Consider the following 23,075-nt stretch of genomic DNA (forward strand, 5'->3'; position numbering starts at 1 on the left):
ACGCTGGTTGCTCATGGCACCTCCTAATGGGCCTCATTTTAAGGCTTGGAGGTGTCTACGAAACTAGGGGCGATTCATTACGGTGCCCCAGAGAGTTCCATTGGCACTTGTCATTGAATGTCATGCGCTTAAGGATGGATGCATTGTGATCGTTCCCCAAAGAGGCCATCTTGTCGGCAACGATGAGAGCAACTTCGGGTAACTCAAGGATCGCCTCGAAGGCGTCATAGACAAGATCTTTGAATTCATCCGAGACCCAGCCCGCATATTCAAGGGTTGCGCGTTTGGTCGCCCATGAGCCTGCACCATTGGAGCTGTGCAAATTTTGCATAGCTTCCATTCGTTTAGCCTGCTTGGTCCGCCACTGCGCAGGTCCGTTCTTTACTGGTAACTTTAAGGTTCGCCAGATATCAGTTAGGTCCCACTGCCCTGCATTATTGGCCTTGAATGCTTGACCTTCTATAATGATGACGTGCCCAGCGTGCTTATGTTTGATGTCAGTGATCATTTGTCTATTCCTCTTGTTTGCTCCCTCAGGTTCGCTCCCACAGCCCAGCGCAGAGACCCGACAAAGGTTCCGGACGGTGGCATGAAGAAGCAAACAGGAAGACTCTGCGATTATCTGTGTGATGCCCAGCGATGGGCGTGGTGTGTCTGTAGCCTTAGTGAGGGTTTTTACGACACAGCTTAACTAACTCTGTAGTTCTTCTTAAAGATTCATATAACAGGAAAGAGCATCTTAAAGTTTGTTCATTGAACTCTCTTAGAAAGAGGGTGATATTCATCACTAACCCTCTCTCATTGAAACTGGTCGATCTGGTGCCGATGCTTTTCCTTAAAGATGGTCTTGTAGTTCTTTTTAAGTATGCGGCATTTAATCAGAGGTCACGCAGGTCGTGATGTAGTTTCCTCAGCGCCTCTGTCGATGGTGGCTCCAACGTGTCCGTCCACGGTGACGCCCCAGCAATATAGAAGTCACCATTCATGGCAGCAATTAAGCATGCAGGGCTCGCTTTAACCAGTCTCGGCATTGCCAACTCGATAGCCTTCACGTATCGCTGGGACTGTCGCAGACCCAACCCCAAGAACTCCTGAACGGTTGCCGCTGTGATTACCGGAAGGCACGAAAGGATGCCGAACAGACGCTTCACGGAGAGCGGCTTAGAGGAACCACCTATTCCTATTGGTCGGTCGTGCCAGTCAAGCCGAGCGATCCCCTCAATGATGTCCGAAGCGAAGTATGGATATTGGCCAAATGCAGTTGACTGTCCAATGAGGCCCTCGAAAGGATTGACGATGTGAAGAGATGGTCGACCACGGCTACGCTTAATGGGTGCTACTACTGCTGGTGCTGAAGTTGTCATAATGAATGCTCCTAAGGTCAGTGGATTGCTGTGGCCTTAGTGAGGGTTATTAAATGACAATTGCTTCGGCGTTGTAGGAGCCGGTCTTGCGGATGGTTGGTAGGACCTCCTCTGTGACCCACTTGCGGAACGGCTCAGAGGCTGGTGCGTTACCCTTTAAAAGCATCCCGTAGACATCAGACTCATCAAACAGGGTTGTGGTAGTGCGCAAGGTGCGACCTTGATAGTCTTTAGGGAGACTCATGGCTTCCCGTGCCATCAGTCTTTCCAAAGAGAAACCGCGCAGGCCCTTTGAACGGTGAGCATTTGCAGCCCCAGCAGGGTCTTTTAGGCCAGCAGCACGGGCCACCTGAGTTGCCACAAAGAGCAGGTCATGCTCAGGGTGACCAACCAAAACGTCCAGTTCGATGCCCATAAAGTTACGTTACTGCTATTGGAAAACGAACGCTTTGGCCGTACCGCCAAGAACATACCAGCAGTTCCGATTCAAACCTGACTCCTTAGATATAGTCACATCGATAATACCGTCTGCGCCCTGAGCGAAAGCGGCTACTTTCAAGTCGATCAATACAGCAGCCTCACTGGGCGCTTCCTCAACAAAACTCCGATGACACCGCCCTGCCGAAACCTCACTCACAATTTGCGCACCTATTGGCAGAGATTCGTACTCCTTGATCGTACGGACTGCCTCTCGCTGATCTTTCAGGCTTGCATAAGACTGTTCGTTCCCTACCTGTAAATTAGAAGAGTGGCTCCCACAGCCCGAAACCAGACCACATAACATAATAAAACCACCAAGATGTAGACGCATCTTAAGCTCCTTGAACTAATCGTACGATCATAACTGAACGCCATTAAAGTGCCATCAAGGCTTTTACCAAACCATCAGCCATACGCCCCACTTCCACGGCACTCCCCGCACCATAAAGGTCATAACTGATAGACCCCGACGAGTGCCCAAGGATTGCCTCAGCGGTCCCCACAGGCACCTCAGCGGCCTTTAAGGCACCAGCCAATGAGTGTCGCAACGAGTGGAATGTTTGGGTCCGATCAGTTTTCAACTTCAAGACATCTCGAAGGGCCCCATTGAGCACGCCAGAGAATTGGCCAGCCCCCAGCGTGAACAGCCGAGTGTCGGACTTTTCGACAAACTCAAGGAACGCCTTTAGGTCAAACCCATAGGCCCCATCGGTCAAAGGTACGACCCTAAGTGAATGCTTAGTCTTAGCCGTTTTGCCGTCATTCCTATTGATGTCGATGACCCAGACACCTCCAACCTGCTTAACGTCAGCCTTGGTCAACTGCCTGAGCTCCTCGATACGGGTCCCAGTGATGGCCCCAAGGGACAAAGCCCAGCGCTGCCACGCATCGGCCTGGAGTGTCTTGGTGTGATCCATCAGAGCCTGTACTTGATCCTGAGAGAGCGCCTCACGCGAGCTGTCAGCGTCCTTAGAGAGCTTCAGGCCCTTGTCAAAACTCCTGTCGAGATAGCCGTTATGGACAGCCCAATCCATAACAGTTGATAGTCGGGTTAGCAGCTTGTTTACAGTGGAACCTTTGCGGTCCTCAAGGAGTTTTGCTTTGAGTACCACCATGTCAGCCCGAGTGTGCTCTTTAAGGTCGAGGTCTCCCAGAACAGCGCTGATAGCAGCACAAGACGACTTAACATCTCGCATAGTGCTGGCCTGTACGTTGTCCTTTTGCTCCGCCATATAGAGCCCTGAGAGATGTTCGAATGTCAGAGCCTCAGAAGCGTTTACAGATAGGGACAGACAAGGGGCTACAGGCGTGCCACAAGGGACACCTCTGAGTTCCTCAACGATCCCAACCAGCTTGCCCGGCCTCCCCTTCAAGCGCTCCTGAGCGGCCACAAGGATGTCCTCGGCTTTGCTCGCGGCCCTTTGTTGATCAATGGTCATTGGCCCCTTAGCTGATGCCTCACGAAGCGACAGACGTAGTTCGTCATAGATCATCTCGTAGGCCACCAGTGAGTCATCACCATGAGCCATGGTCAGGCACTCCTCAGCGATGTCTGCCAATCGTTCTCTGAGCTCATCCCATGTTGCCTCTGGGTTATCCAAGTGGAAAGCAGCGAGCGTCTTGAGGATGTCCTTGGAGATGGTCATAGCAGTGGCCTTGTCTGTGGTTCTGAGCGATAGCGTATAGAAACCCTTAGCGGTTCCTTGAGGGCGAAGGCGAAGGTAATAGCGACCAGACCGGCGATAGTGGTACGGCTTGGCGAGGGCAGTTTGTAACAGGTTTGTCCCAGTTAGGGAGTGGTGGTTGATGGTCATCGGCTGAAACCCCTGTATCCATTGGGTTTAGCCTCATATGGACGAGTTCTACAGCAACTACAAGGTCAGCCGTGACCTGATCGAGTTGCGCAACCTGGCGCAAGTGGCCGAGTTGATGATCCGCAGTGCCATGACCCGCAAGGAGTCGCGCGGCCTGCACTACACCCTCGACTACCCGCACATGCTCCCCGAAGCGCTGGACACTATTCTGGTGCCAGCCACCTACGCCGACTGAACTTCAGTCGCACGCGCAGGCGCCGGTGCTGATCCGGTGCCAGCGCGGCGGCCGGAATGCACACCGCACGCACCCGCCGCTCACCCGGCAAGCGAAAGCGCACCACTACCACCAGGGGTAGCGCCAGGCTGTCACGGCGCAGTTGCACGGCCTGCCAGCCTTGGTCACGACTCCACAACTGCCAGCCATCAACATCATGACGCAACCGGGTAATGGCACTGCCATGGGTCAGGCGGATATGCCTTGGCAACACCCAGGCCCCGTGAGCCAGACACAGCAATGCGCCGAGCAGGTGTGCCCAGGCAGGGATTGAAAGAAGGCAAATAGATATCAGCGCCAGCGACTGGGCTGCAAGATACGCCGCCAGCAATTGCCCCGAGGCATGCCAGCGGCATTCAAAATAATTACTTGGGCTGGACACGGTCCAGAATCATCCGGACCATGCGCTGCAGCTCAGGGTCCTCGGACTCGCTGCGCTCCATAAACCAGCCAAACATGTCCTGGTCTTCGCACTCCAGCAGCTTGCGATAGCATTCGCGGTCTACGTCATTAAGGGTGGCGTACACCTCCTTGACGAAAGGCACCAGCAACACGTCAAGTTCAAGCATGCCGCGGCGGCTGTGCCAGTAGAGACGATTGAGTTCAACATCTTCGACCATGGAGCGCTCCTCAAATAGAACGCAAGTATACAGGCCGATCCGTCATAGAACAGTCGGCTTTGGTCGGCCCCGTCCATCCTTTGCGAACTACCCATTTGCAGGGCGCACCTCTATGATGTGTTCCAGACTTATTCAACTGCGATGACCCATGGCCGACTCTGCTTTTTTTTGCACCCTGAACCACGAAGGCATCCTTGCTGTGATCGGCAACGACGCCAGCAAGTTTCTGCAAGGGCAGCTGACCTGCAACCTCAACTATTTGAGTGAAACCCGCTCAAGCCTTGGCGCCCGCTGCACGCAAAAAGGCCGTATGCAATCGAGCTTTCGCATCGTGCTGCAAGACAACGGCTGCCTGCTGGCAATGGCGCGCGAACTGGTTGAACCGCAGTTGGCGGACCTGAAAAAGTACGCGGTGTTCTCCAAGTCCAAACTGACCGATGACAGTGCCAACTGGGTACGCTTTGGCCTGGTAAATGCCGACTCGGTGCTGCAAAGCCTGGGCCTGCACCTGCCAGCTGAAACTGACAGCGTTGCCCGCGCCAGCGACCTGATCGCCATTCGCGCTTCTGAAGGCCGCGCGGAACTCTGGGCCCCTGTCGAACAGACTGAAAGCCTCGTTCAGCACCTCAAGGCACAGCTGCCCGAGGCCGACCTCAACCAATGGCTGCTGGGCCAGGTTCGCGCCGGCATTGGCCAGGTCATGGCCCAAACCCGTGAGTTGTTCATTCCGCAAATGATCAACCTGCAGGCCGTAGGCGGTGTCAGCTTCAAAAAAGGCTGCTACACCGGCCAGGAAATCGTTGCGCGCATGCAATACCTGGGCAAACTCAAACGCCACCTCTACCGCCTGTCCCTTGAGGCGGGGCATGCTGCGCCCGCCCCCGGCACGCCGCTGTTTACCCCGTCCCACGCCAGTTCCGTGGGCGAAGTGGTACTGGCCGCTAACGCCGAAAACGGGGTTGAGCTGCTAGCCGTGCTGACCAGCGATGCTGCGCAAGCCGGAGATATTCACTTGGGTGACCTGCAAGGCCCTGGCCTTTCACTGCTTGAGCTGCCGTATCAACTGGACCGCGATCGCGAAATCCAGCGTTGATTGCCACACATTGAAATGCAGTACCTAGAGAAATGAGCATGCTGGCGCACAGAGTCCAAATGGACTTGCTTAAGGCCATTGATAGAGATGACCTGGTTCTACCCACACTACCGGAAGTAGCGTTAAACATTCGCAAGGCCGCGGAAAACCCTGAAATCAGCGTCAGTAACTTGAGCAAGGTCATAGGTCGTGACACCGCGCTGTCAGCCCGACTGATCAAAGTGGTCAACAGCCCGATGTTGCGTGCCACCCGTGAGGTGACTGACCTGCACACGGCCATCACCCGCCTCGGTGTTAACTACAGCAGCAATCTGGCGATCGGGCTGGTGATGGAGCAGATTTTCCATGCCCGCTCCGAGGTGGTCGAGCAGAAAATGCGCGATGTATGGCGCCAGAGCCTGGAAGTGGCCGGCATCTGCTACACCCTGTGCCGCCGTCATACCTTGCTCAAGCCTGACCAGGCGGCACTGGGCGGCCTGGTGCACCAGATCGGCGTCTTGCCCATCCTGACCTACGCCGAAGAGCACAACGAACTGCTTTCCGATCCGGTTTCGCTTAACCACGTCATCGACAGCATTCACCCGCTGATTGGTGACAAGCTGCTGGCAGGCTGGGAGTTTCCGGAAATGCTGCTAAAGATTCCCGGGCAGTATCAGGATTTTTCCCGACAAACCAAAGCCATCGACTACATCGATCTGGTGCAAATCGCTACCGTGTTTATGGGGCAAGACATGGAAGCACTGGTCGCCCTGCCCGCGCTCAAGAAGTTGAAGGTGCAAGCTGATGACCTGAAGTTTCAGGAGCAACTGCACGAAGCGCGCTGGATGCTTATCTGAACCTCTGAATCTGTGGGAGCGGGCTTGCTCGCGATGCAGACGACGCGGTCTGTCAGTTACACCGAATCGATTCAATCGCGGGCAAGCCCGCTCCCACAGGGGATTTGACGCCGGGTCGACTGGCCAGGGTATTTATCCATCCATGTCACAGGGCTAGCGCCCATTGGCCGGCACAAAACTCACCCGCACTTTCAACCCGCCCTGCACGCCATCATGCAAACTGATATGGGCAAGGTGGGCGCGACAGATTTCACCCACAATCGCCAGCCCCAGCCCCGACCCGGCCACCTGCTGATTACGTCGATAGAAGCGTTCAAATACCCGTTCGCGATCTTCATGGGGAATGCCCGGACCATCATCTTCGACTTCCAGCACGGCAGGCGCTGTCACGCGCAAAATCACATTGCCACCCACCGGTGTGTGAGCCATGGCGTTGTCCACCAGATTGCTCAGCAGTTCATGCAGCAACGTAGGCTCACCGTATAGCCAGACCGGCTGGTCGGCCTCAAGCGCCAGGGCAAACCCGCGGGCATGGGCCAGCGGCGCCATGGCCATGCCCAGCTCGCGGGCCAACTGACTCAGGTCGAGCAACTGCGCACCGCCTTCGGCAATAGCCCGGGCGCCGTTTTCGATGCGCGCCAGCGACAGCAATTGATTGGCCAAATGGGTCAGCCGGTCCGTACCCTGGGCCGCTTGCTCGAGGGTATGGCGCAAGGTCTGCGGTTCCTTTGCACGCAACCCCAGTTCAAGCTGGGCCTTGAGGACCGCCAGAGGCGTGCGCAACTCATGGGCAGCGTCAGCAATAAACTGCGCCTGACGAGCGAACTGCCCACGCAAACGCTCGGTAAAATGATTGAGTGCCTGCACCAATGGCCGCAACTCTCTTTGCACGGACACCAGCGGCAAAGGGCGCAGGTCATCCATCTCGCGCTCCTCCACGGCGCTGCGCAAACGCTCCAGCGGGCGCAGTGCGGCGCTTACGGCAAACCACACCACCAGTAATGCCCCCAACCCCAACATGCCCAGGCGCAGCAAGGTGTCCGCCATCAAGCTACGGGCCATGGCCACCCGTGCTTCGTCGGTCTCGGCCACACGAATTTCCGCCATGCCGTTCATGCTGGGTTCGCTCACAGCTTTGAGCAAACTCACAACACGTACATTCTGGCCAAGGTAGGTGCCGTCATAAAACCGCGCCAACGCCGGATAATCATCGGTCCGCGGCGTGCCAACTGGCGGCGCGGGCAGATTTTCATAACCGGAAATCAGCTTCTGATGAATATCATTGACCTGGTAGTAGATTCGCCCGGCGCTGTCGTAGGCAAAGGTATCAAGGGCAACGTAGGGCACATCCGCACTCAGGCTGCCATCACGCTGCGAGAGCCCGGCGGCAATGGTTCGTGCCGATGCCAGCAGGGTGCGGTCATATGCCGTATCGGCAGCCTCGCGACCATTGAAATAAGCACTCAAGCTGCTAGCCAGCATCAACACAACCAGCAACAGCGTAAGGTGCCACAACAGGCTCCAGCGCAAGCTGTCGAGCTTAAACATCGCGGCCTTCCAGCAAATACCCCAGGCCCCTGAACGTCACGATCGCCACTGCCTGGCCATCGAGTTTTTTGCGCAAGCGGTGAATGTAAATCTCGATGGCGTCCGGGCTTGCCTCCTCATCCAGGCCAAACACCTGAGCGGCCAGTTGCTCCTTGCTCATGACCCTGCCAGGGCGCGCTATCAGCGCTTCCAGTACCGCCTGCTCGCGGGAGGTCAGCACCAGCAGCTCATCACCAAGGGTGAAGCGCCGGGTTCCGAGGTCGTACACCAGGGCGCCGCATTGCTGCAGCCGCTCACCACCCAGCACACTGCGACGCAGCAGCGCCTTGACCCGGGCTTCCAGCTCCGTCAGCTCAAATGGCTTGGCCAGGTAATCATCGGCCCCTAGGTTAAGCCCGTGAACCCGGTCCTTGACGTCACTGCGCGCAGTCAACATCAACACCGGCAAGGTTTTGCCACGAGCCCGTAAACGCGCCAGGACTTCAAAGCCATCCATGCGCGGCAAGCCTACATCCAGAATCGCCACGGCATATTCTTCACTGCTCAAGGCCAGGTCGGCGGCCACGCCATCATGCAGAACATCCACGGTCAGGCCCATGCCTTTCAGGGCTTGGGCAACACTCTCGGCCAGCTGTAGCTGATCTTCGACCAAAAGCACACGCATCGGTTTCACCTCGATTTTTTGTCCAGGCCGCAGCCTTTTGTGCGCGGAGTGTACAGACGGCAGGAGTGCTGTGAAGCGCAAAAACAGTGAATCTGTTTTGAAAGGTTAGCGAAAGGTTGGCCGGCTAGCATCACGAGACTGACAGTAATCCCTGTCGCCGTCATGCACTGCATAACGGCCCGAAAAACGCCTTGAAGCGTTTTCGCCAATAAGAACAATAATGGAGCACCTGCATGCTGACTTATCAGCCCGAAGCCCTTCATCCCTGTATTCCCCCCCTACCCGCGCTCTGTCGCGATGATTTCGCACACCCCAAAACTGCCCTATAAAAATAAAAGCTCCTGAGGAGACGATATGAAATTCCCCCTGCGCACTCTGGCTATTGCGGCCGGCTGCATGCTCTTCACTGGCCAACTGCTGGCTGAACCCAAACGCCCCGAATGCATTGCCCCGGCGTCCCCTGGCGGTGGCTTTGACCTGACCTGCAAACTGGCGCAAAGCGCACTGGTCAACGAGAAGCTGCTGAGCAAACCCATGCGTGTGACCTACATGCCGGGTGGCGTGGGGGCTGTTGCCTATAACGCCGTGGTCGCCCAGCGCCCGGCCGATGCCGGCACCCTGGTAGCCTGGTCCAGTGGCTCATTGCTTAACCTGGCCCAGGGCAAGTTCGGCCGCTTCGATGAAAGCGCCGTGCGCTGGCTGGCAGCGGTCGGCACCAGCTACGGGGCCATTGCGGTGAAGAAGGACTCGCCCTACAAAAATCTTGATGATCTGGTCCAGGCCCTGAAAAAAGACCCGAGCAAAGTGGTCATTGGCTCAGGCGGCACCGTGGGCAGCCAGGACTGGATGCAGACCGCCCTGATCGCCAAGGCCGCCGGGATCAACCCCCGTGACCTGCGTTATGTGGCCCTGGAGGGTGGCGGTGAAATCGCTACCGCGCTGCTGGGCGGCCATATTCAGGTAGGCAGTACGGATATTTCCGACTCCATGCCCCATATCCAGAGCGGTGATATGCGCCTGCTCGCCGTATTCGCCAACGAGCGCCTCGATGAGCCGGAGATGAAGGACATCCCGACGGCCAAGGAACAGGGCTACGACATTGTCTGGCCTGTCGTACGCGGCTTCTACCTGGGGCCAAAAGTCAGCGATGCAGAGTACGCCTGGTGGAAAGAGGCTTTTGACAAGCTGCTGGCGTCCGAAGACTTCGCCACATTGCGTGATCAGCGCGAACTGTTCCCCTTCGCCATGACCGGCCCGGAGCTGGACACCTATGTGAAAAAGCAGGTGGCTGACTACAAAGTCCTGGCCCAGGAATTCGGCCTGATCCAGTAACCGCCGCCGACCACTGGCTGTGCCCCTGCACCCAGGGGCACAGCCCAGGAGTAAACCATGCTTGCACAACGCGTATTTGCTTCGGCCCTGCTGCTTGTCTGCGCCGGTTTGGCGGCGATGGCCTGGCCTTATCAGGCAGCCTTTTCCTACGAACCCGTTGGTCCTCGCGCTTTCCCTTTGCTGATGCTGGCATTAATGGGACTGGGGCTGACCTACATGATCTTTCGCCCCTCCCCCGTGGTGCACAGCGAAGATGACCCCAAACTGGATCGTGAAACCCTGACCAAGATCGGCCTGTGTATCGTGCTGTTGCTGATCTTCGCCGGCACCTTCGAACCTCTCGGTTTTATCCTCAGCAGCATCCTGGTCGGCATCCCGCTGGCGCGTCTGTATGGCGGTCGCTGGCTGCCCAGCAGCGTGATCATCAGCTTGGTGAGCGTTGGCCTTTATTTACTCTTTGATAAAGCCATGGACGTTCCGCTGCCGCTTGGCCTGCTCGACGTTCTGGAGGACTGATATGGATACTTTCGGCTATTTGGGCCAGGGCTTCGGCGTCGCGCTCAGCCCGTACAATCTGGTCACAGCCCTGTGCGGCACCTTGATCGGCACCGTGGTCGGCCTGCTGCCGGGGCTTGGCCCAATCAACGGGGTCGCCCTGCTGATCCCCATCGCATTTGCCTTGGGCCTGCCACCGGAATCGGCGCTGATCCTGCTGGCGGCGGTGTATCTGGGCTGTGAATACGGCGGGCGTATCAGCTCGATCCTGCTGAACATCCCTGGCGAAGCTTCGACCGTGATGACCACCCTCGACGGCTACCCGATGGCGCGTAAAGGTCTGGCTGGCGTGGCGTTGTCGCTGTCGGCCTGGAGCTCATTTATTGGCGCCTTTATCGCCACCTGCGGCATGGTGCTGTTTGCTCCGCTACTGGCCAAGTGGGCGATAGCCTTCGGCCCGGCGGAGTATTTCGTGCTCATGGTGTTTGCCATTGTCTGCCTCGGCGGCATGGCCGGGGACCGTCCGCTCAAAACCTTTATCGCTGCGCTTATCGGCCTGTTTCTGGCGTGCGTGGGGATTGACGCCAACAGTGGCGTATACCGCTTCACCGGCGACAACATCCACCTGACTGACGGCATTCAGTTTGTCGTACTGGTACTGGGTTTGTTCTCCATCAGCGAAATCCTGTTGCTGCTGGAAAAAACCCATCGCGGCCAGGAGGCGGTAAAGGCCACCGGGCGCATGATGTTCAATTTCAAGGAAGCGTCTGCGGTATTCGCGGTGAATATCCGTTGCGGGCTGCTCGGTTTTATCATGGGCGTCCTGCCGGGTGCAGGTGCCACACTGGCCAGCGCCGTGTCCTATATGACGGAAAAACGCCTGGCGGGTACTTCCGGCAAATTCGGCGAGGGTGACATGCGCGGTCTGGCGGCCCCCGAAACCGCAATCGGTGCTTCCGCTTGTGGGGCGCTGGTACCCATGCTGACCCTGGGCGTGCCGGGTTCGGGCACCACGGCAGTGATGATCGGCGCGCTCTCGCTGTACAACATCACCCCCGGCCCGCTGTTGTTTCAGCAGCAGCCGGATATCGTCTGGGGGCTGATCGCGTCATTGTTTATCGCCAACGTCATGCTGGTGATCCTCAACATCCCGATGATCCGTATCTTCACCCGGATTCTGTCGGTGCCTAACTGGGCGCTGGTGCCCGCAATCGCCATCATCACGGCCATTGGTGTATACGCCGTGCACGCGACCACCTTCGATCTGTTCCTGATGATCGGTATCGGCATCTTCGGCTATATCCTGCGCAAGCTCGACTTCCCGCTGTCTCCGGTATTGTTGGGGTTCATTCTGGGCGGGCTGATGGAGCAGAACCTGCGTCGCGCACTGTCGATATCCAACGGTGCGCTGGATATCCTGTGGGCGAGCCCGATCACCCTGGGTGTCTGGGTACTGACGACAATCATGTTGTTACTGCCTGTCATACGTATCTGGCGCAAACGCAGCGCCCAACGTCGCGCTCTGGCCAATGCCTGATTCAGGATTCAAGCACTGGTGGGGCACGCCGCTGGTCGGCCTGGCTGGCGGCTACCTCGCCAGCCAGATCGGCTGGCCGTTACCGTGGATGGTCGGCTCTCTGCTGGCGATCATCCTGGTGCGTTGCCTGACACCCTGGCAACTGGCCGAGATTCCCGGCGGGCGTAAATGCGGGCAGTGGATTGTGGGCATCGGTATCGGCCTGCATTTCACACCTGTGGTGATGGAGCAGGTGCTGGCGCATTTCTGGCTGATCCTGGCGGGCGCCCTGCTCACCAGTGTGTCGAGTGTGATCGGTGTATGGCTGATGCGCCGCAGCGGTGAGGATCGCGCCACTGCGTTCTTCTCCAGCATGCCCGGCGGTTCGGGGGAGATGGTCAACCTCGGCGCACGCAATGGCGCCGTATTGAGCCGCGTCGCTGCTGGGCAGAGCCTGCGCGTACTGACCGTTGTGCTGTGCGTTCCGGCAGCCTTCAAGTATTTGTTGGGCGAAGGCACACCCGCCATGCATCCTGCTGCCATTAACCCTTACTGGCTCGCGGTGCTGTTTCCGGCAGGTGCCTTGCTGGCCTGGATCTGGCAACGCCTGCGCCAGCCAAACCCGTGGCTGTTCGGGCCGCTGCTGGTCAGTGCCAGCGTGAGTATTTCATGGGATTTGCATATAGGCCTGCCAGACGGCAGCAGTCAGATGGGGCAGTGGCTGATTGGCAGCGGGCTGGGCTGTCATTTCAATCGGGCATTCTTTCGGCGGGCGCCGTCTTTTATCGGCAAAACCCTGCTGGGCACAGCCCTGACCATGTTGATAGCCAGCCTGTGTGCACTGGGCTTGAGCGCCCTCACCCAACTCGATCTGCGCTCGATGACCCTGGGGATGATGCCGGGCGGCATTGCAGAAATGAGCCTCACCGCAGAAACATTGCAACTGTCAGTGCCCTTGGTTACCGCGTTGCAGGTGATGCGCCTGATCTTCGTGCTGTTTTTGGCTGAACCCCTGTTCCGCTATTGGGCTCGCCAGGATGAAGCCAACCCTTCCTGACAACAAGTGCTGGCACACCGGCTATTGCGCTGAGTGTGCCTTGTACCGCTGAGTCATGACTTAAACCGGTGGCAGTTTCCAGTCGATCGCAGCCAGGCCGTTTTGCTCAAGGAACTTGTTGGTTCGGCTGAAGTGGCCGTTGCCTATAAAGCCCCGATACGCCGATAGCGGCGATGGATGCACCGACGTCAGCACCAGGTGTTTGGTCGCATCGATCAGTTTTTGCTTGCTCTGGGCATGGGCGCCCCACAGCAGGAACACCAGCTTGGGTTGCTGCTCGCTGACCACCTGGATAATCCGGTCAGTAAAATGCTCCCAGCCCTTCTTGGCATGGGAGGCGGCATTGGCGCGCTCCACCGTCATCGTCGTATTGAGCAGCAAAACGCCCTGCTCTGCCCAATGTTGCAAGCAGCCGTGAGGGGCGATATCAATATTCAGGTCACGCTTGAGCTCTTTATAGATATTGACCAGCGACGGCGGTGTCGGGATACCGGGCTGTACTGAAAAACACAAACCATGGGCCTGACCGGGGCCGTGATAAGGGTCCTGACCAAGAATGACCACCTTGATCTTGTCCAGCGGCGTCAGGTTAAGGGCATTGAAAATAAGCGGACCCGGTGGGTAAATCTCTTTTCCGGCCGCATGTTCCTGGCGCAGGAACTCGCGCAGCTCGGCCATGTAAGGTTTATCGAACTCCTCACGTAATGCCTGTTTCCAGACAGGTTCAAGTTTTATACGGTCATCCGGGGTCATGGGTAAGTCCTGAGAAACAATGGGGCGGACACTAGAAAACCCCGTCCCTGTTGTCAACATCCCCATCCGTCGCGTCCGGCGCCATGCAAGCGGGTCAGGTGCTTGTGCCGGGGTCATTGCCGGTTCGACCGTGAACGCTGATCTTGCTGAACCTTTAATACTGAATGAGGGGTGCCTGAACCTCTTGCACAAGCACAGGGCTATTAATCCCTTGCTGATTCAGCTGTTCGCGCTGAATAAGCGGCGCCTGAACCTCTCGCACAAGCACAGGACTATTGATCCCTTGCTGATTCAGCTGTTCGCGCTGAATAAGCGGCGCCTGAACCTCTCGCACAAGCACAGGACTATTGACCCCTTGCTTATTCAGCTGTTCGCGCTGAATAAGCGGCGCCTGAACCTCTCGCACAAGCACAGGGCTATTGATCCTTTGCTGATTCAGCTTTTCGCGCCGAATAAGCGGCGCCTTAACTTTTTGCCTGACCACAGGGCTATTTACGCCCTGATTTAACAGTGGGGCGGAACGCACGTCGGCTCGCTGATGGTGCCTGGGATACACAGGATAATTTATACAGGCAGACAGGGATGCACTTATTAAAACAACAGCCATAACTCGAATATACATACAAACCTCTCAAACCAAAGACAGTGCTCCCGCCCCATCGAAAGATATAAAAAACCGCGCACACTTCATTCAATATCTAAGAAACCAACCAAACACTCTCGAATTTACACCCCACAGCCATGCAGAGTAGTCAGCCAGACTCCCTGCCTGGCCGCATCAGCTGGATAAGGCATTACCGGACACGCAAATCAATTCCGTACCGAAAACGAACACCCATTGGTGTCAGATGAGTTGCATTCATAAAAAGCCAGCCCAAACCCGCTGGTATACATCTTCCAGTTTCTAGCCTCAACCAGAGTCATGGCGTCACCGGAAGCATCCGGATTATTATAATGCAAGTTCAGAAGTGACCTGTCCGCCGCCCTGTACTCGCAGTACCCGATCCGCCCCGTAGACCCTGCCTCGTTATTGGCTGGATAAAAAACAGCGGCTTCGAATGTTTGCAACGGTGACGCTGTCGGGGCGCTTGCCACAGCGATCCATTCAGCTGCGGAAGCATTGGCTGGCGCCGTATAGATACCATTTCTGAGCGTCACGGTTTCAGCACGCGGACAACTTTCAACCACACTGGCTAAAGAAACCGAAGAATAAAACAACATCGCACACAACAAGTACACGTATTTCATATACGCCCCCAATCAAATACTGAAAATTGTTCACGACAAGCAACTTGCCGCCCCCCCAATCCTAAACGGACATTATTATTTAACAACAGGTTATTATGTAGGGAATTTCCTGAGGATACGTGCGATCTTCTTTATCCTCAGCACCTAATCAAAAAGACCCAACCTCCACACTGATTATAAATAACGATCGTTTTCCTACCCTTGTAAGGATTATTATCAAGCCATCAACTATTTCCATGGACATGCTGAAATGACCACCCCTGACCTGTGCCCAGCATGCGGCGCTCGAAACGACTGCTCCATGGCCAGCCCGGATATCGCGGCTCAATCCTGCTGGTGCCATACCGTCAATATTGATCCCAAGGTCATACAGGCATTACCACTTGAGCTACGTGACCTCGCCTGCCTGTGCCCTCGTTGCGCGAACGTTGCAAGTCAATTGCCGCCTGCACGGGCGCAGAGCCTCACGTAAGATACGCGCATGAATTCCTTGTGATTGATCGCTATGCGTTTAGACCGTTTTCTGAGCAACCGCCCCCAGTTCAACCGCCAGCAAGTACGCTTGCTCCTGATAGAGAAGCGCATCCAGGTTGATGGGCAGGTTATCTGCGATCCACGTCACGAAATCCGGGCATTCAGCCAGGTTGAGTTCGACGGGCAAATCTTGCAGGCAGGCAAACCGGCGCGTTACTTCATGCTGCACAAGCCACCCGGATGTGTAAGCGCCACCCAGGATGCGGAACATCCTACGGTGATCGACTTGCTGGATGAGCCGGACAAACACGACCTGCATATCGCAGGTCGGCTGGACTTCAACACCAGCGGGTTGATGCTGATTACCAATGACGGCCAATGGTCGCGTCATGTCACTCAGCCCGAGACCAAGATGCCCAAGGTGTATTACGTCGAGACCGAGCAGGAAATTACCAACGCGTATATCAGCAAATTTCGTGAGGGCGTCTATTTCGCTTTTGAAGACCTGACCACGCAGCCCGCCGGGCTGGAACTGCTTGGCCCTTGCAGTGCGCGCCTGAGCATCGTTGAGGGCCGTTATCATCAGGTCAAACGCATGCTTGGCTTCTTCAACAACAAGGTCGTGCGCCTGCACCGCGAAAGCATCGGCCCCTTGGTGCTCGACAGCCTGCTGGCCCCCGGCGAGTACCGGGCGCTAAGCGAGCAGGAAGTTGTGCAATTCCAACCCACTCCAGCAAATTAGCCGGCAACGAGGCCCACCCCTTTCTGTAACAATCACAGAGCACCATCAGTCAGACCGACGCTCGATTCACTGGAGTCTGACGCCATGATGAAGCCCGAAATTGCCGTGCTCGACATTCAAGGCCAATACCGTATCCATACCGAGCTTTATCGTTGCGATACGTCGCTAAACACCATCATCCTGGTGAATGGTTCGATGGCCACCACTGCGTCCTTTGGCCAGACCCTGAAAAACCTCCACCCGCATTTAAACGTTGTTCTCTATGACCAGCCCTACGCGGGCAACTCCAGACCTCATAACCCTCATCAGAAGATGCTGACGAGGGAAATAGAAGCTCAAATTTTGCTGGAGCTGATAGAGCATTTTGACGCGAACTACCTGCTGTCATTTTCATGGGGCGGGACAGCGGCACTTACCGCCCTGGCGTGTGCGCCGCGACGCATCGAAAAGGCCGTGATCAGTTCGTTTTCGCCGCTGATCAACGACGCCATGCGCGATTACCTGGAGCGTGGCCGTCATTGCCTGGCAGCTTGCAACCGCACTCAGGTGGGCAACCTGGTCAACGACACACTGGGCAAGCATTTGCCGCCATTGTTCAAGCGTTTCAACTTCAGGCACGTCAGCAGCCTGGCCGAGCATGAATACGCGCAAATGCACTTTCATATAGACCAGGTCCTGAACAACGATCAGCAAGGCTTTCTCAGTGCCACGCAGGGTATCGATATACCGGTGCTGTTTATCAATGGCCAATGGGACGAATACACCGTGGCCAGCGACGCCCGGCACTTTGCCCAGCCGATTGCCAACAGCCGGTTCATCAGCCTGGAAAACACCGGGCATTTTCTCGATATGGAAAACAGGAGCGCCAGCCACAGCAGTAAAAACGCCCTGCTCGAGTTTTTAAAGCCAACCCGACCTCACCCACCCTCACTGTCGTTGTGAGGGTGCTCGAGGCAATCAGCAGAACGAAAAAGCTGCTAAAACAACACATTTCAAGAATAAAACTTCTCATCGCTGCCATCTTCTGGTACAAAGTCAGCCGCTCTGAGCGGGTGTCGTATAATGGTATTACTCCAGCTTCCCAAGCTGATCACGCGGGTTCGATTCCCGCCACCCGCTCCACTTCTTCCTGGCTTTCAATCTACTTGAAAGCTTCGCTACACAGCAAAATCCTGCAACTGCATTGCCATCCAAACCCTACCCCACCCTTTTTCATCCCCGATGACATTGTCCACACTGCATCCCCCCTGCCCGTTATTTCAAACGATCGCTTGCAACAATCCGGGCAGCGCATGCATCAGCGCACTGATGGCAAAACCGATAAACATCACCCCGCACAGCCGGGTAATCAGTAACTCATGGCGCTGATAGAGCGCCCTGACATGGCCGGCGCCAACAACACCCACCAGAATCATGTAGGCCAGCGCTCCACCCACAAAGCTCAACGCAATCAACCAGGGCAACATGGCCCAGGTCAGTAACTCTGCGCGGCTGGACAACAGCGCAGTGAACGTCGCCACTGCCACCGGATACGCTTTGGGGTTGGTCAATCCGAAGAAAATCCCGTGGGCAAACGGCTGTCGCGCCGGGCCTTGTTGAGCACTGCTGCTGCCCTGGGCGCGAACGGCACGCAGGCCCAGCCAGAAAAGGTACAAGCCGCTGATCAAGCCCAGCACGTTGAAGGCAGTGCTGCCAAATTCACGTGCGCCGACGATGGCAATCAACGCCGTGCTGCACCAGATCACATCGCCGAGCAAATGCCCGCACAGAAAACCGGCGCCGGCACGTCGCCCACGGGCAGCGCCAATGCCGAAAACAGCCAGCACGCCCGGGCCCGGCGTGATCCCATAGATAAAGCCTGAGGCCAGAACGGCCAATAACAACGAAGGTGTCATGCAAAACGCTCCAGATAATCATGCCTCACGTTCGTCCGCTGCCGTGAAGTGGCTCGATTTTGCACGTTATCAACGCTTAAGTAACCGCGTGCAGGGCGAAATTCAGTGGCGCCGCCCCAAAATATTCACCACCAGCCGGTCAACCCAGCCCCAGATGCGCTGCTTCACCCGTCGCCAGAGGGGGCGTGATTGCCAGTCTTGCAGGCTGACGGGCTGACTTTGGGCGAAGTCGGCGATAAAGCTGGCCGCCACCGCCTGGGTAAGCGCCGGATCCAGCGCCTCAAGGTTGGCTTCAAGGTTGAAACGCAGGTTCCAGTGGTCGAAATTGCATGAGCCAACGCTGACCCAATCGTCGATCAGGACCATTTTCAAATGCAGAAAACAGGGCTGATATTCCAGTATCTGCACTCCGGACTTGAGCAGCCGCGGGTAATAACGGTGCCCGGCGTAGCGCACCGAAGGGTGGTCTGTGCGCGGCCCGGTGAGCAGCAACCGCACATCGACACCCCGCGCTGCTGCCCGGCGCAATGAACGGCGCACGCTCCAGGTCGGCAGAAAGTAAGGCGTGGCCAGCCAGATGCGCTGCTTGGCGCTGTTGATCGCGCGCACCAGCGATTGCAGGATATCGCGATGTTGATGGGCATCGGCGTAGGCCACGCGCCCCATACCCTCAGCCTCGTCGGGCACACCGGGCAAGCGCGCCAGGCCGAAGTGGGTCGCCGGTTTCCAGGCCTTGCGGCTGATATTGGCCCGCCACTGGCGATCAAACAGCATCTGCCAGTCCAGCACCAGCGGACCTTGCATCTGCACCATCACCTCATGCCAGTCGCAGCTGTTTTCAGTGGGGCGCCAGAACTCATCTGTGACGCCGGTGCCACCCACCACAGCCAATTGCTGATCCACCAACAACAGCTTGCGATGATCGCGATACAGATTGTTGAGGCCACGGCGCCAGCTCAGCGGGTTGTAATGCCGCAGCTCAACCCCGGCTTCGATCAGCCTGCGGCGCAACGCCGGGCCCAATCCCAGACTTCCGTAGGCGTCAAACAGGCAACGCACCCGCACCTCGCGCCAGGCCGCCTGTTCCAGGGCTTGGACGATGGTTTCGGCACAGTCACCGGCCTCAACCAGATACAACTCCAGATCGATCTGCTCCTGAGCCTGTTCAATGACGGCCAGCATGCGCGGGAAAAACTGCGGCCCGTCGATCAGCAACTCAAAACTATTGTCACTGCGCCAGCCAAACACTGCGCCGGCCATCTTAACGGGCCGTGAAAATCAGCACCGCATTCACCGGTACTGAAAAGCTGATGGCCGAAAGCCCGGCCAGTTTGCGCAAGGTTTCAAGCTCCGGTTGCAGGCCAAAATCTTCGGCTTGCAGCATCAGCGGCTCCAGGGTCACGACCTGAAAGCGTCGTTCATCCAGACGGGTGGCCAATAGCTCGGCTTGATAGGTGTGCTGTTTGCCGCGCAAGCTGACCGTTACCGGCAAGCGCAATTCCAGTTGCGCACCGGAGGCCAGGTCATTGATCGGTTGCAGGTCGATCTGCGCGCTGATCTGCGCTTCCGGGAAGTGCTTGAAATCAAACAACACGTCACGCATGCGCTCATCACGCAGTGGCACTGAGCTGTTGAGCGAGTCCATCTCAATACGCAATTGCGCCAGGCCTTTGCGGTCAACCTTGCCATGCAGGACCAGAAAGCGGTGCACATCGGCGATATTGGCATTTTGCGTGGTGATAAATGACAGCCGTGACGACTCACCGTCCAGGTACCAGTTGGCCTGGGCAGACAGGCTCACACCCAGGGTCAGCAACAAGGCACAGGCAGAAGATAACAGCGCTTTAAGCATAAAAACTCATCAACCAATAAACGTGGGTGAACATTAAACCCGGCGAGCGGTTTTGGCAGGACTTATTTCACCCTCTTGAGACGTCAGGCGCTACCGACAGTTCCTCCCGCCCCCCTGTCACACAAGCATCATCCAAACGTCACAGTGGTGACATTGCACCTGCTTAGCCTGAAGTTGCACACCTCAGTCGATTGGCAGATACCCAGAGCGGGCACAGTGCCTGCACGGAGATTCGCAATGTCCCAGATCGCCCGTATCCGCGACACCGCTCCAGAACGTCGCTTGCAGGCTGAGCGTTTGCTCGGCCCCGCGGCATTGCGCGAGGCTCAGACCCTGCGTTTTCGTGTGTTCAGCGACGAGTTGAAGGCCAAACTCAAAAGCGCCGAACACGGGCTGGACGAGGACGGCTATGACGCTTATTGCGAACATATCGGGGTACGCGATCTCAATAGCGGCCAGTTGGTTGCCACCACCCGCCTGCTGGATCACAGCGCGGCACAACGTATCGGCCATTTTTACAGCGAAGAAGAGTTCAACCTTCACGGGTTGGCCAACCTGCAGGGGCCGCTGCTTGAAATCGGGCGCACCTGCGTCGACCCGGCCTACCGCAATGGTGGCACCATCGCCGTGCTGTGGGGTGAACTGGCCGAAGTCCTTAACCAGGGCAATTATCGCTACCTGATGGGCTGCGCCAGCATCCCGATGCAGGATGGTGGCATTCAGGCCCGGGCGATCATGCAGCGTCTGCGCGAGCGTTACTTGTGTACGGAGCATCTACGCGCCGAGCCGAAAAATCCGCTGCCGGCGCAGGAAGTGCCCAGCAACGTCATCACGGAAATGCCGCCGCTGCTCAAGGCCTATATGCGCCTGGGCGCGAGGATTTGCGGCGAGCCCTGCTGGGATGAAGACTTTCAGGTGGCCGACGTCTTCATCCTGCTCAAGCGTGATGAACTGTGCCCGCGCTATGCGCGTCACTTCAAGGCGGCCGTGTGATGCGCCGCTTGCGCCGGTATGCCCGGGTGGCACGGGTGCTCGGGGTGGTCAGTCTGGGGCTGGGCATGGCGGGCATGTTCGGGCTGCTTGAACGCCTGGGCCTGAACAGCACAATGGATCGCCGCCAGCGCTGGTCGCAGTTTTTTATGACACGCCTGAGCAGCGCCCTGCCCTTTCGCGTCACCGTGGTCGGGGAAATCCCGGCAACGCCGATGCTGTGGGTGAGCAATCACGTGTCCTGGACCGATATTGCATTGCTGGGGCAACTGACCCCGCTGTCATTTCTGTCCAAAGCCGAGGTGCGTGGCTGGCCGGTGGCCGGGTGGTTGGCGGCCAAGGCAGGCAGTTTGTTTATCCGCCGTGGTGCGGGAGACAGCCAGGTGATTCGTGAGCAAATGACCCGTCACCTGCAACAGCCGCTACCCCTGCTGATGTTTCCCGAAGGCACCACCACGGATGGGTGCTCGGTGCGTACCTTTCATGGGCGGTTGCTGTCGGCGGCCATTGACAGCCGGGTACCACTGCAACCTGTAGCTATCCGCTATTTGCGCAATGGCGAGGTCGATGCGATAGCGCCGTTTATTGGCAATGACGATTTGCTCTCACATCTGCTGCGACTGTTTAGCCATGAGCAGAGCGACGTTGAGATTCATCTGCTGGAGCCCATTGCCAGCCAGGCACAAGAGCGGGCCGTGCTGGCGTTCAGAGCGCAGGAAGCGATCCGGCGGGTGGTGTCAGCACCGGTGACGCAAACAGATCCGCTGCCGGAGAGAGTGGGGGCGATGATTTGAGCCGGGAGCCATGTAAGGGGATGTTGTGGGAGCGGGCTTGCTCGCGATGCAGGCGACACGGTGCGACGATAAAGTCGCGTTGCAACAGTAAAGGTACGTTGCACATTAACTGGCCCACCGCGTACATATCCGGCATGTGCGTCTAACTGAAATATTGGTTTCGCCCTTACGGCGAGTCCCTTTTTGAAGGACCAAAAAGGAACCAAAAAGTCCTCGCCCCATCGTACGGCCTTCGCTACGCTCAGGTTCCCTCGCTCCGGCTCTGCTCCGTGGGCACGCCGCCACGGGCCATCCATGGCCCATCGCGGCTCTCCCGGCATCCATGCCGGTCGACCCACTCCTCAGAACCTCCTCTCGGCCTCCCGGGAGGGCAGGCAGATCAAAAGCACTACGCCGAGGCGGCCGACCGGCCGGCCTGTTTGGTTCACATTTACTGCGCAATCCCCTGTCGTCACTGCCGAAGGAACAAGGCTGCGATTTTGAACGCGAATATCGGTTATGTACTCAATGCATCAGTTATAAAAACGCTATCAAGCAGGCCTCAACCGCCAGCCCAGCACATCCAGCAAATCACACCCATCACGCAGCAATTGCGCCGAAACAGTAGCCATATGCTTAAGATCTACAGAGTCAGCCTCTTGCACTTCCCGACTGGAAAACGATTCCATCAGTTGGGTGACGGCCAGTACGCGAGCGGCGGCGTTGGCATGAAGTACGTCGAGGGGCGCGTTGCGGTCGATCAATAAAGCAGGGATGGTGCAATCGATGGCGGTAAGCGGGACAAACGATGAGTCGGTCATTAATCAAACTCCTAAATGTCGAATTTGAGCCGACCGTTTTCGTCGCCAAACAAAAGCAGGTGGCTGCTGTACGCGGGTTGGCGAACCGGTAACATTTAGGAAAACCCGGCAGACCCGAAGATCTCCCACGCACAGCTGCCATAGAGCAACGCGAGCAAAATACACGCTCTGCCATATAGAACAATCGCATGCTAACTAAATGTTAAGCAGGTCGCCAAACCCGGCCGCCTTATCGGCGAACACCGACTATAAGCGTCGTCCCCTCGCCCCAGCAATTGGCAAACCTGTGAGAAAAATCCCGAAAAAACGTGAGCTTGTAGTTTCTGTAGCCGCTGCCGAGGAACACTGCAACTGTGGGAGCGGGGCGGGGGGGGGCGGGTGTGTTGGCGGGGGGGCGGGGGCCCACAAAATGGGGTGTGGGGGAAAAGGTATTT

26 protein-coding genes, 1 tRNA gene and 1 pseudogene are annotated in these 23,075 nt (G+C 57.1%); 14 read left to right on the top strand and 14 right to left on the bottom strand.

Going from position 1 to position 23,075, the window contains the following annotated elements:
* Positions 1-55 precede the first annotated feature (55 nt).
* From QN377_RS20300 to QN377_RS20315, 4 genes are all read right to left on the bottom strand, one after another.
* Positions 56-508, bottom strand: coding sequence for a KilA-N domain-containing protein (locus QN377_RS20300; protein WP_322212498.1), 453 nt, complete (start codon positions 506-508; stop codon positions 56-58).
* 905 nt (positions 509-1,413) lie between these two features.
* Positions 1,414-1,779, bottom strand: a complete 366-nt coding sequence (locus QN377_RS20305; protein WP_322212496.1) for a Bro-N domain-containing protein — start codon at positions 1,777-1,779, stop codon at positions 1,414-1,416.
* Between the two features lie 15 nt (positions 1,780-1,794).
* Positions 1,795-2,175 carry a hypothetical protein gene (locus QN377_RS20310; protein WP_047281087.1) on the bottom strand — a complete coding sequence of 127 codons (381 nt, stop codon included), beginning with the start codon at positions 2,173-2,175 and terminating at the stop codon, positions 1,795-1,797.
* Between the two features lie 43 nt (positions 2,176-2,218).
* Entirely contained in the window at positions 2,219-3,658 is a 1,440-nt protein-coding gene (locus QN377_RS20315) for a site-specific integrase (protein ID WP_322212495.1), read from the bottom strand.
* 37 nt (positions 3,659-3,695) lie between these two features.
* Between QN377_RS20315 and QN377_RS20320 the strand changes: the two are divergent.
* Positions 3,696-3,893 (top strand): annotated as a pseudogene (locus QN377_RS20320) (L-aspartate oxidase); the annotation flags it as partial.
* On the opposite strand, the gene QN377_RS20325 reads toward QN377_RS20320, so the two are convergent.
* Together QN377_RS20325 and QN377_RS20330 are read right to left on the bottom strand one after the other, a co-directional pair.
* Complete coding sequence (locus QN377_RS20325) at positions 3,862-4,314, bottom strand: protein YgfX (protein WP_095027212.1); 453 nt, start codon at positions 4,312-4,314, stop codon at positions 3,862-3,864. The pseudogene QN377_RS20320 and the gene QN377_RS20325 sit on opposite strands and share 32 nt — an antisense overlap.
* Positions 4,298-4,552, bottom strand: a complete 255-nt coding sequence (locus QN377_RS20330; RefSeq protein WP_048363403.1) for a succinate dehydrogenase assembly factor 2 — start codon at positions 4,550-4,552, stop codon at positions 4,298-4,300. The genes QN377_RS20325 and QN377_RS20330 overlap by 17 nt, the downstream gene beginning before the upstream one ends.
* 148 nt (positions 4,553-4,700) lie before the next feature.
* On the opposite strand from QN377_RS20330, the gene QN377_RS20335 reads away from it, so the two are divergent.
* Positions 4,701-5,645 carry a YgfZ/GcvT domain-containing protein gene (locus QN377_RS20335; RefSeq protein ID WP_218723032.1) on the top strand — a complete coding sequence of 315 codons (945 nt, stop codon included), beginning with the start codon at positions 4,701-4,703 and terminating at the stop codon, positions 5,643-5,645.
* A gap of 32 nt (positions 5,646-5,677) precedes the next feature.
* Positions 5,678-6,481, top strand: coding sequence for an HDOD domain-containing protein (locus QN377_RS20340; RefSeq protein WP_095001354.1), 804 nt, complete (start codon positions 5,678-5,680; stop codon positions 6,479-6,481).
* A 153-nt stretch (positions 6,482-6,634) separates the two neighbouring features.
* Here the strand turns inward: QN377_RS20340 and QN377_RS20345 are convergent, their stop codons facing one another.
* Both QN377_RS20345 and QN377_RS20350 read right to left on the bottom strand, forming a co-directional pair.
* Positions 6,635-8,029: a sensor histidine kinase gene (locus tag QN377_RS20345; RefSeq protein WP_322212494.1), complete on the bottom strand. Its 1,395-nt coding sequence runs from the start codon at positions 8,027-8,029 to the stop codon at positions 6,635-6,637.
* The gene (locus QN377_RS20350; protein WP_095020844.1) at positions 8,022-8,693 is read right to left on the bottom strand and encodes a response regulator; all 672 of its coding nucleotides are present in this window, start codon (positions 8,691-8,693) and stop codon (positions 8,022-8,024) included. The genes QN377_RS20345 and QN377_RS20350 overlap by 8 nt, the downstream gene beginning before the upstream one ends.
* Before the next feature lie 354 nt (positions 8,694-9,047).
* Here QN377_RS20350 and QN377_RS20355 point away from each other — a divergent pair, with 354 nt between their 5' ends.
* Genes QN377_RS20355 through QN377_RS20370 form a run of 4 tightly spaced genes read left to right on the top strand, consistent with a single transcriptional unit; the run spans position 9,048 to position 13,093 of the window.
* On the top strand, positions 9,048-10,025 hold the full coding sequence (locus QN377_RS20355) for a Bug family tripartite tricarboxylate transporter substrate binding protein (RefSeq protein WP_095020843.1): 978 nt from the start codon (positions 9,048-9,050) through the stop codon (positions 10,023-10,025).
* A gap of 57 nt (positions 10,026-10,082) precedes the next feature.
* Entirely contained in the window at positions 10,083-10,541 is a 459-nt protein-coding gene (locus QN377_RS20360; protein ID WP_095019724.1) for a tripartite tricarboxylate transporter TctB family protein, read from the top strand.
* A 1-nt stretch (position 10,542) separates the two neighbouring features.
* Entirely contained in the window at positions 10,543-12,057 is a 1,515-nt protein-coding gene (locus QN377_RS20365) for a tripartite tricarboxylate transporter permease (protein WP_095001349.1), read from the top strand.
* Entirely contained in the window at positions 12,050-13,093 is a 1,044-nt protein-coding gene (locus tag QN377_RS20370) for an AbrB family transcriptional regulator (RefSeq protein WP_322212493.1), read from the top strand. Before QN377_RS20365 ends, QN377_RS20370 begins: the two co-directional genes overlap by 8 nt.
* Positions 13,094-13,153: 60 nt before the next feature.
* Here the strand turns inward: QN377_RS20370 and ung are convergent, their stop codons facing one another.
* Positions 13,154-13,846, bottom strand: a complete 693-nt coding sequence (gene ung / locus QN377_RS20375) for a uracil-DNA glycosylase (protein ID WP_095001347.1) — start codon at positions 13,844-13,846, stop codon at positions 13,154-13,156.
* A gap of 130 nt (positions 13,847-13,976) precedes the next feature.
* On the opposite strand from ung, the gene QN377_RS20380 reads away from it, so the two are divergent.
* Positions 13,977-14,354, top strand: a complete 378-nt coding sequence (locus QN377_RS20380) for a hypothetical protein (RefSeq protein ID WP_133144263.1) — start codon at positions 13,977-13,979, stop codon at positions 14,352-14,354.
* A gap of 302 nt (positions 14,355-14,656) precedes the next feature.
* Here QN377_RS20380 and QN377_RS20385 read toward each other — a convergent pair whose 3' ends face one another.
* The gene (locus QN377_RS20385; RefSeq protein ID WP_133144264.1) at positions 14,657-15,094 is read right to left on the bottom strand and encodes a DUF3757 domain-containing protein; all 438 of its coding nucleotides are present in this window, start codon (positions 15,092-15,094) and stop codon (positions 14,657-14,659) included.
* A gap of 250 nt (positions 15,095-15,344) precedes the next feature.
* On the opposite strand from QN377_RS20385, the gene QN377_RS20390 reads away from it, so the two are divergent.
* From QN377_RS20390 to QN377_RS20405, 4 genes are all read left to right on the top strand, one after another.
* A complete protein-coding gene (locus QN377_RS20390) occupies positions 15,345-15,566 on the top strand; it encodes a cysteine-rich CWC family protein (protein WP_095019719.1) in 222 nt (73 codons plus the stop codon).
* Positions 15,567-15,599: 33 nt separating this feature from the next.
* Positions 15,600-16,310, top strand: coding sequence for a pseudouridine synthase (locus QN377_RS20395; RefSeq protein ID WP_322212492.1), 711 nt, complete (start codon positions 15,600-15,602; stop codon positions 16,308-16,310).
* 87 nt (positions 16,311-16,397) lie between these two features.
* Complete coding sequence (locus tag QN377_RS20400) at positions 16,398-17,252, top strand: alpha/beta hydrolase (protein WP_322214093.1); 855 nt, start codon at positions 16,398-16,400, stop codon at positions 17,250-17,252.
* A gap of 106 nt (positions 17,253-17,358) precedes the next feature.
* Positions 17,359-17,432 (top strand) — tRNA-Gly (locus QN377_RS20405).
* A 137-nt stretch (positions 17,433-17,569) separates the two neighbouring features.
* Here the strand turns inward: QN377_RS20405 and QN377_RS20410 are convergent.
* From QN377_RS20410 to QN377_RS20420, 3 genes are all read right to left on the bottom strand, one after another.
* On the bottom strand, positions 17,570-18,205 hold the full coding sequence (locus QN377_RS20410; protein WP_095001341.1) for a LysE family translocator: 636 nt from the start codon (positions 18,203-18,205) through the stop codon (positions 17,570-17,572).
* Between the two features lie 102 nt (positions 18,206-18,307).
* On the bottom strand, positions 18,308-19,465 hold the full coding sequence (locus QN377_RS20415; protein ID WP_095001340.1) for a phospholipase D-like domain-containing protein: 1,158 nt from the start codon (positions 19,463-19,465) through the stop codon (positions 18,308-18,310).
* A 1-nt stretch (position 19,466) separates the two neighbouring features.
* Entirely contained in the window at positions 19,467-20,057 is a 591-nt protein-coding gene (locus tag QN377_RS20420; protein ID WP_322212491.1) for a YceI family protein, read from the bottom strand.
* A 237-nt stretch (positions 20,058-20,294) separates the two neighbouring features.
* On the opposite strand from QN377_RS20420, the gene olsB reads away from it, so the two are divergent.
* Both olsB and QN377_RS20430 read left to right on the top strand, forming a co-directional pair.
* Complete coding sequence (olsB, locus tag QN377_RS20425; RefSeq protein WP_095001338.1) at positions 20,295-21,050, top strand: L-ornithine N(alpha)-acyltransferase; 756 nt, start codon at positions 20,295-20,297, stop codon at positions 21,048-21,050.
* Positions 21,050-21,841: a lysophospholipid acyltransferase family protein gene (locus QN377_RS20430; protein WP_095026058.1), complete on the top strand. Its 792-nt coding sequence runs from the start codon at positions 21,050-21,052 to the stop codon at positions 21,839-21,841. Before olsB ends, QN377_RS20430 begins: the two co-directional genes overlap by 1 nt.
* Before the next feature lie 530 nt (positions 21,842-22,371).
* Here QN377_RS20430 and QN377_RS20435 read toward each other — a convergent pair.
* The gene (locus QN377_RS20435) at positions 22,372-22,641 is read right to left on the bottom strand and encodes a short-chain dehydrogenase (RefSeq protein WP_095001336.1); all 270 of its coding nucleotides are present in this window, start codon (positions 22,639-22,641) and stop codon (positions 22,372-22,374) included.
* Positions 22,642-23,075: the final 434 nt, after the last annotated feature.

Origin of the sequence: Pseudomonas sp. CCC4.1 (assembly GCF_035019225.1) — a bacterium.
Lineage (GTDB): Bacteria > Pseudomonadota > Gammaproteobacteria > Pseudomonadales > Pseudomonadaceae > Aquipseudomonas > Aquipseudomonas bubulae.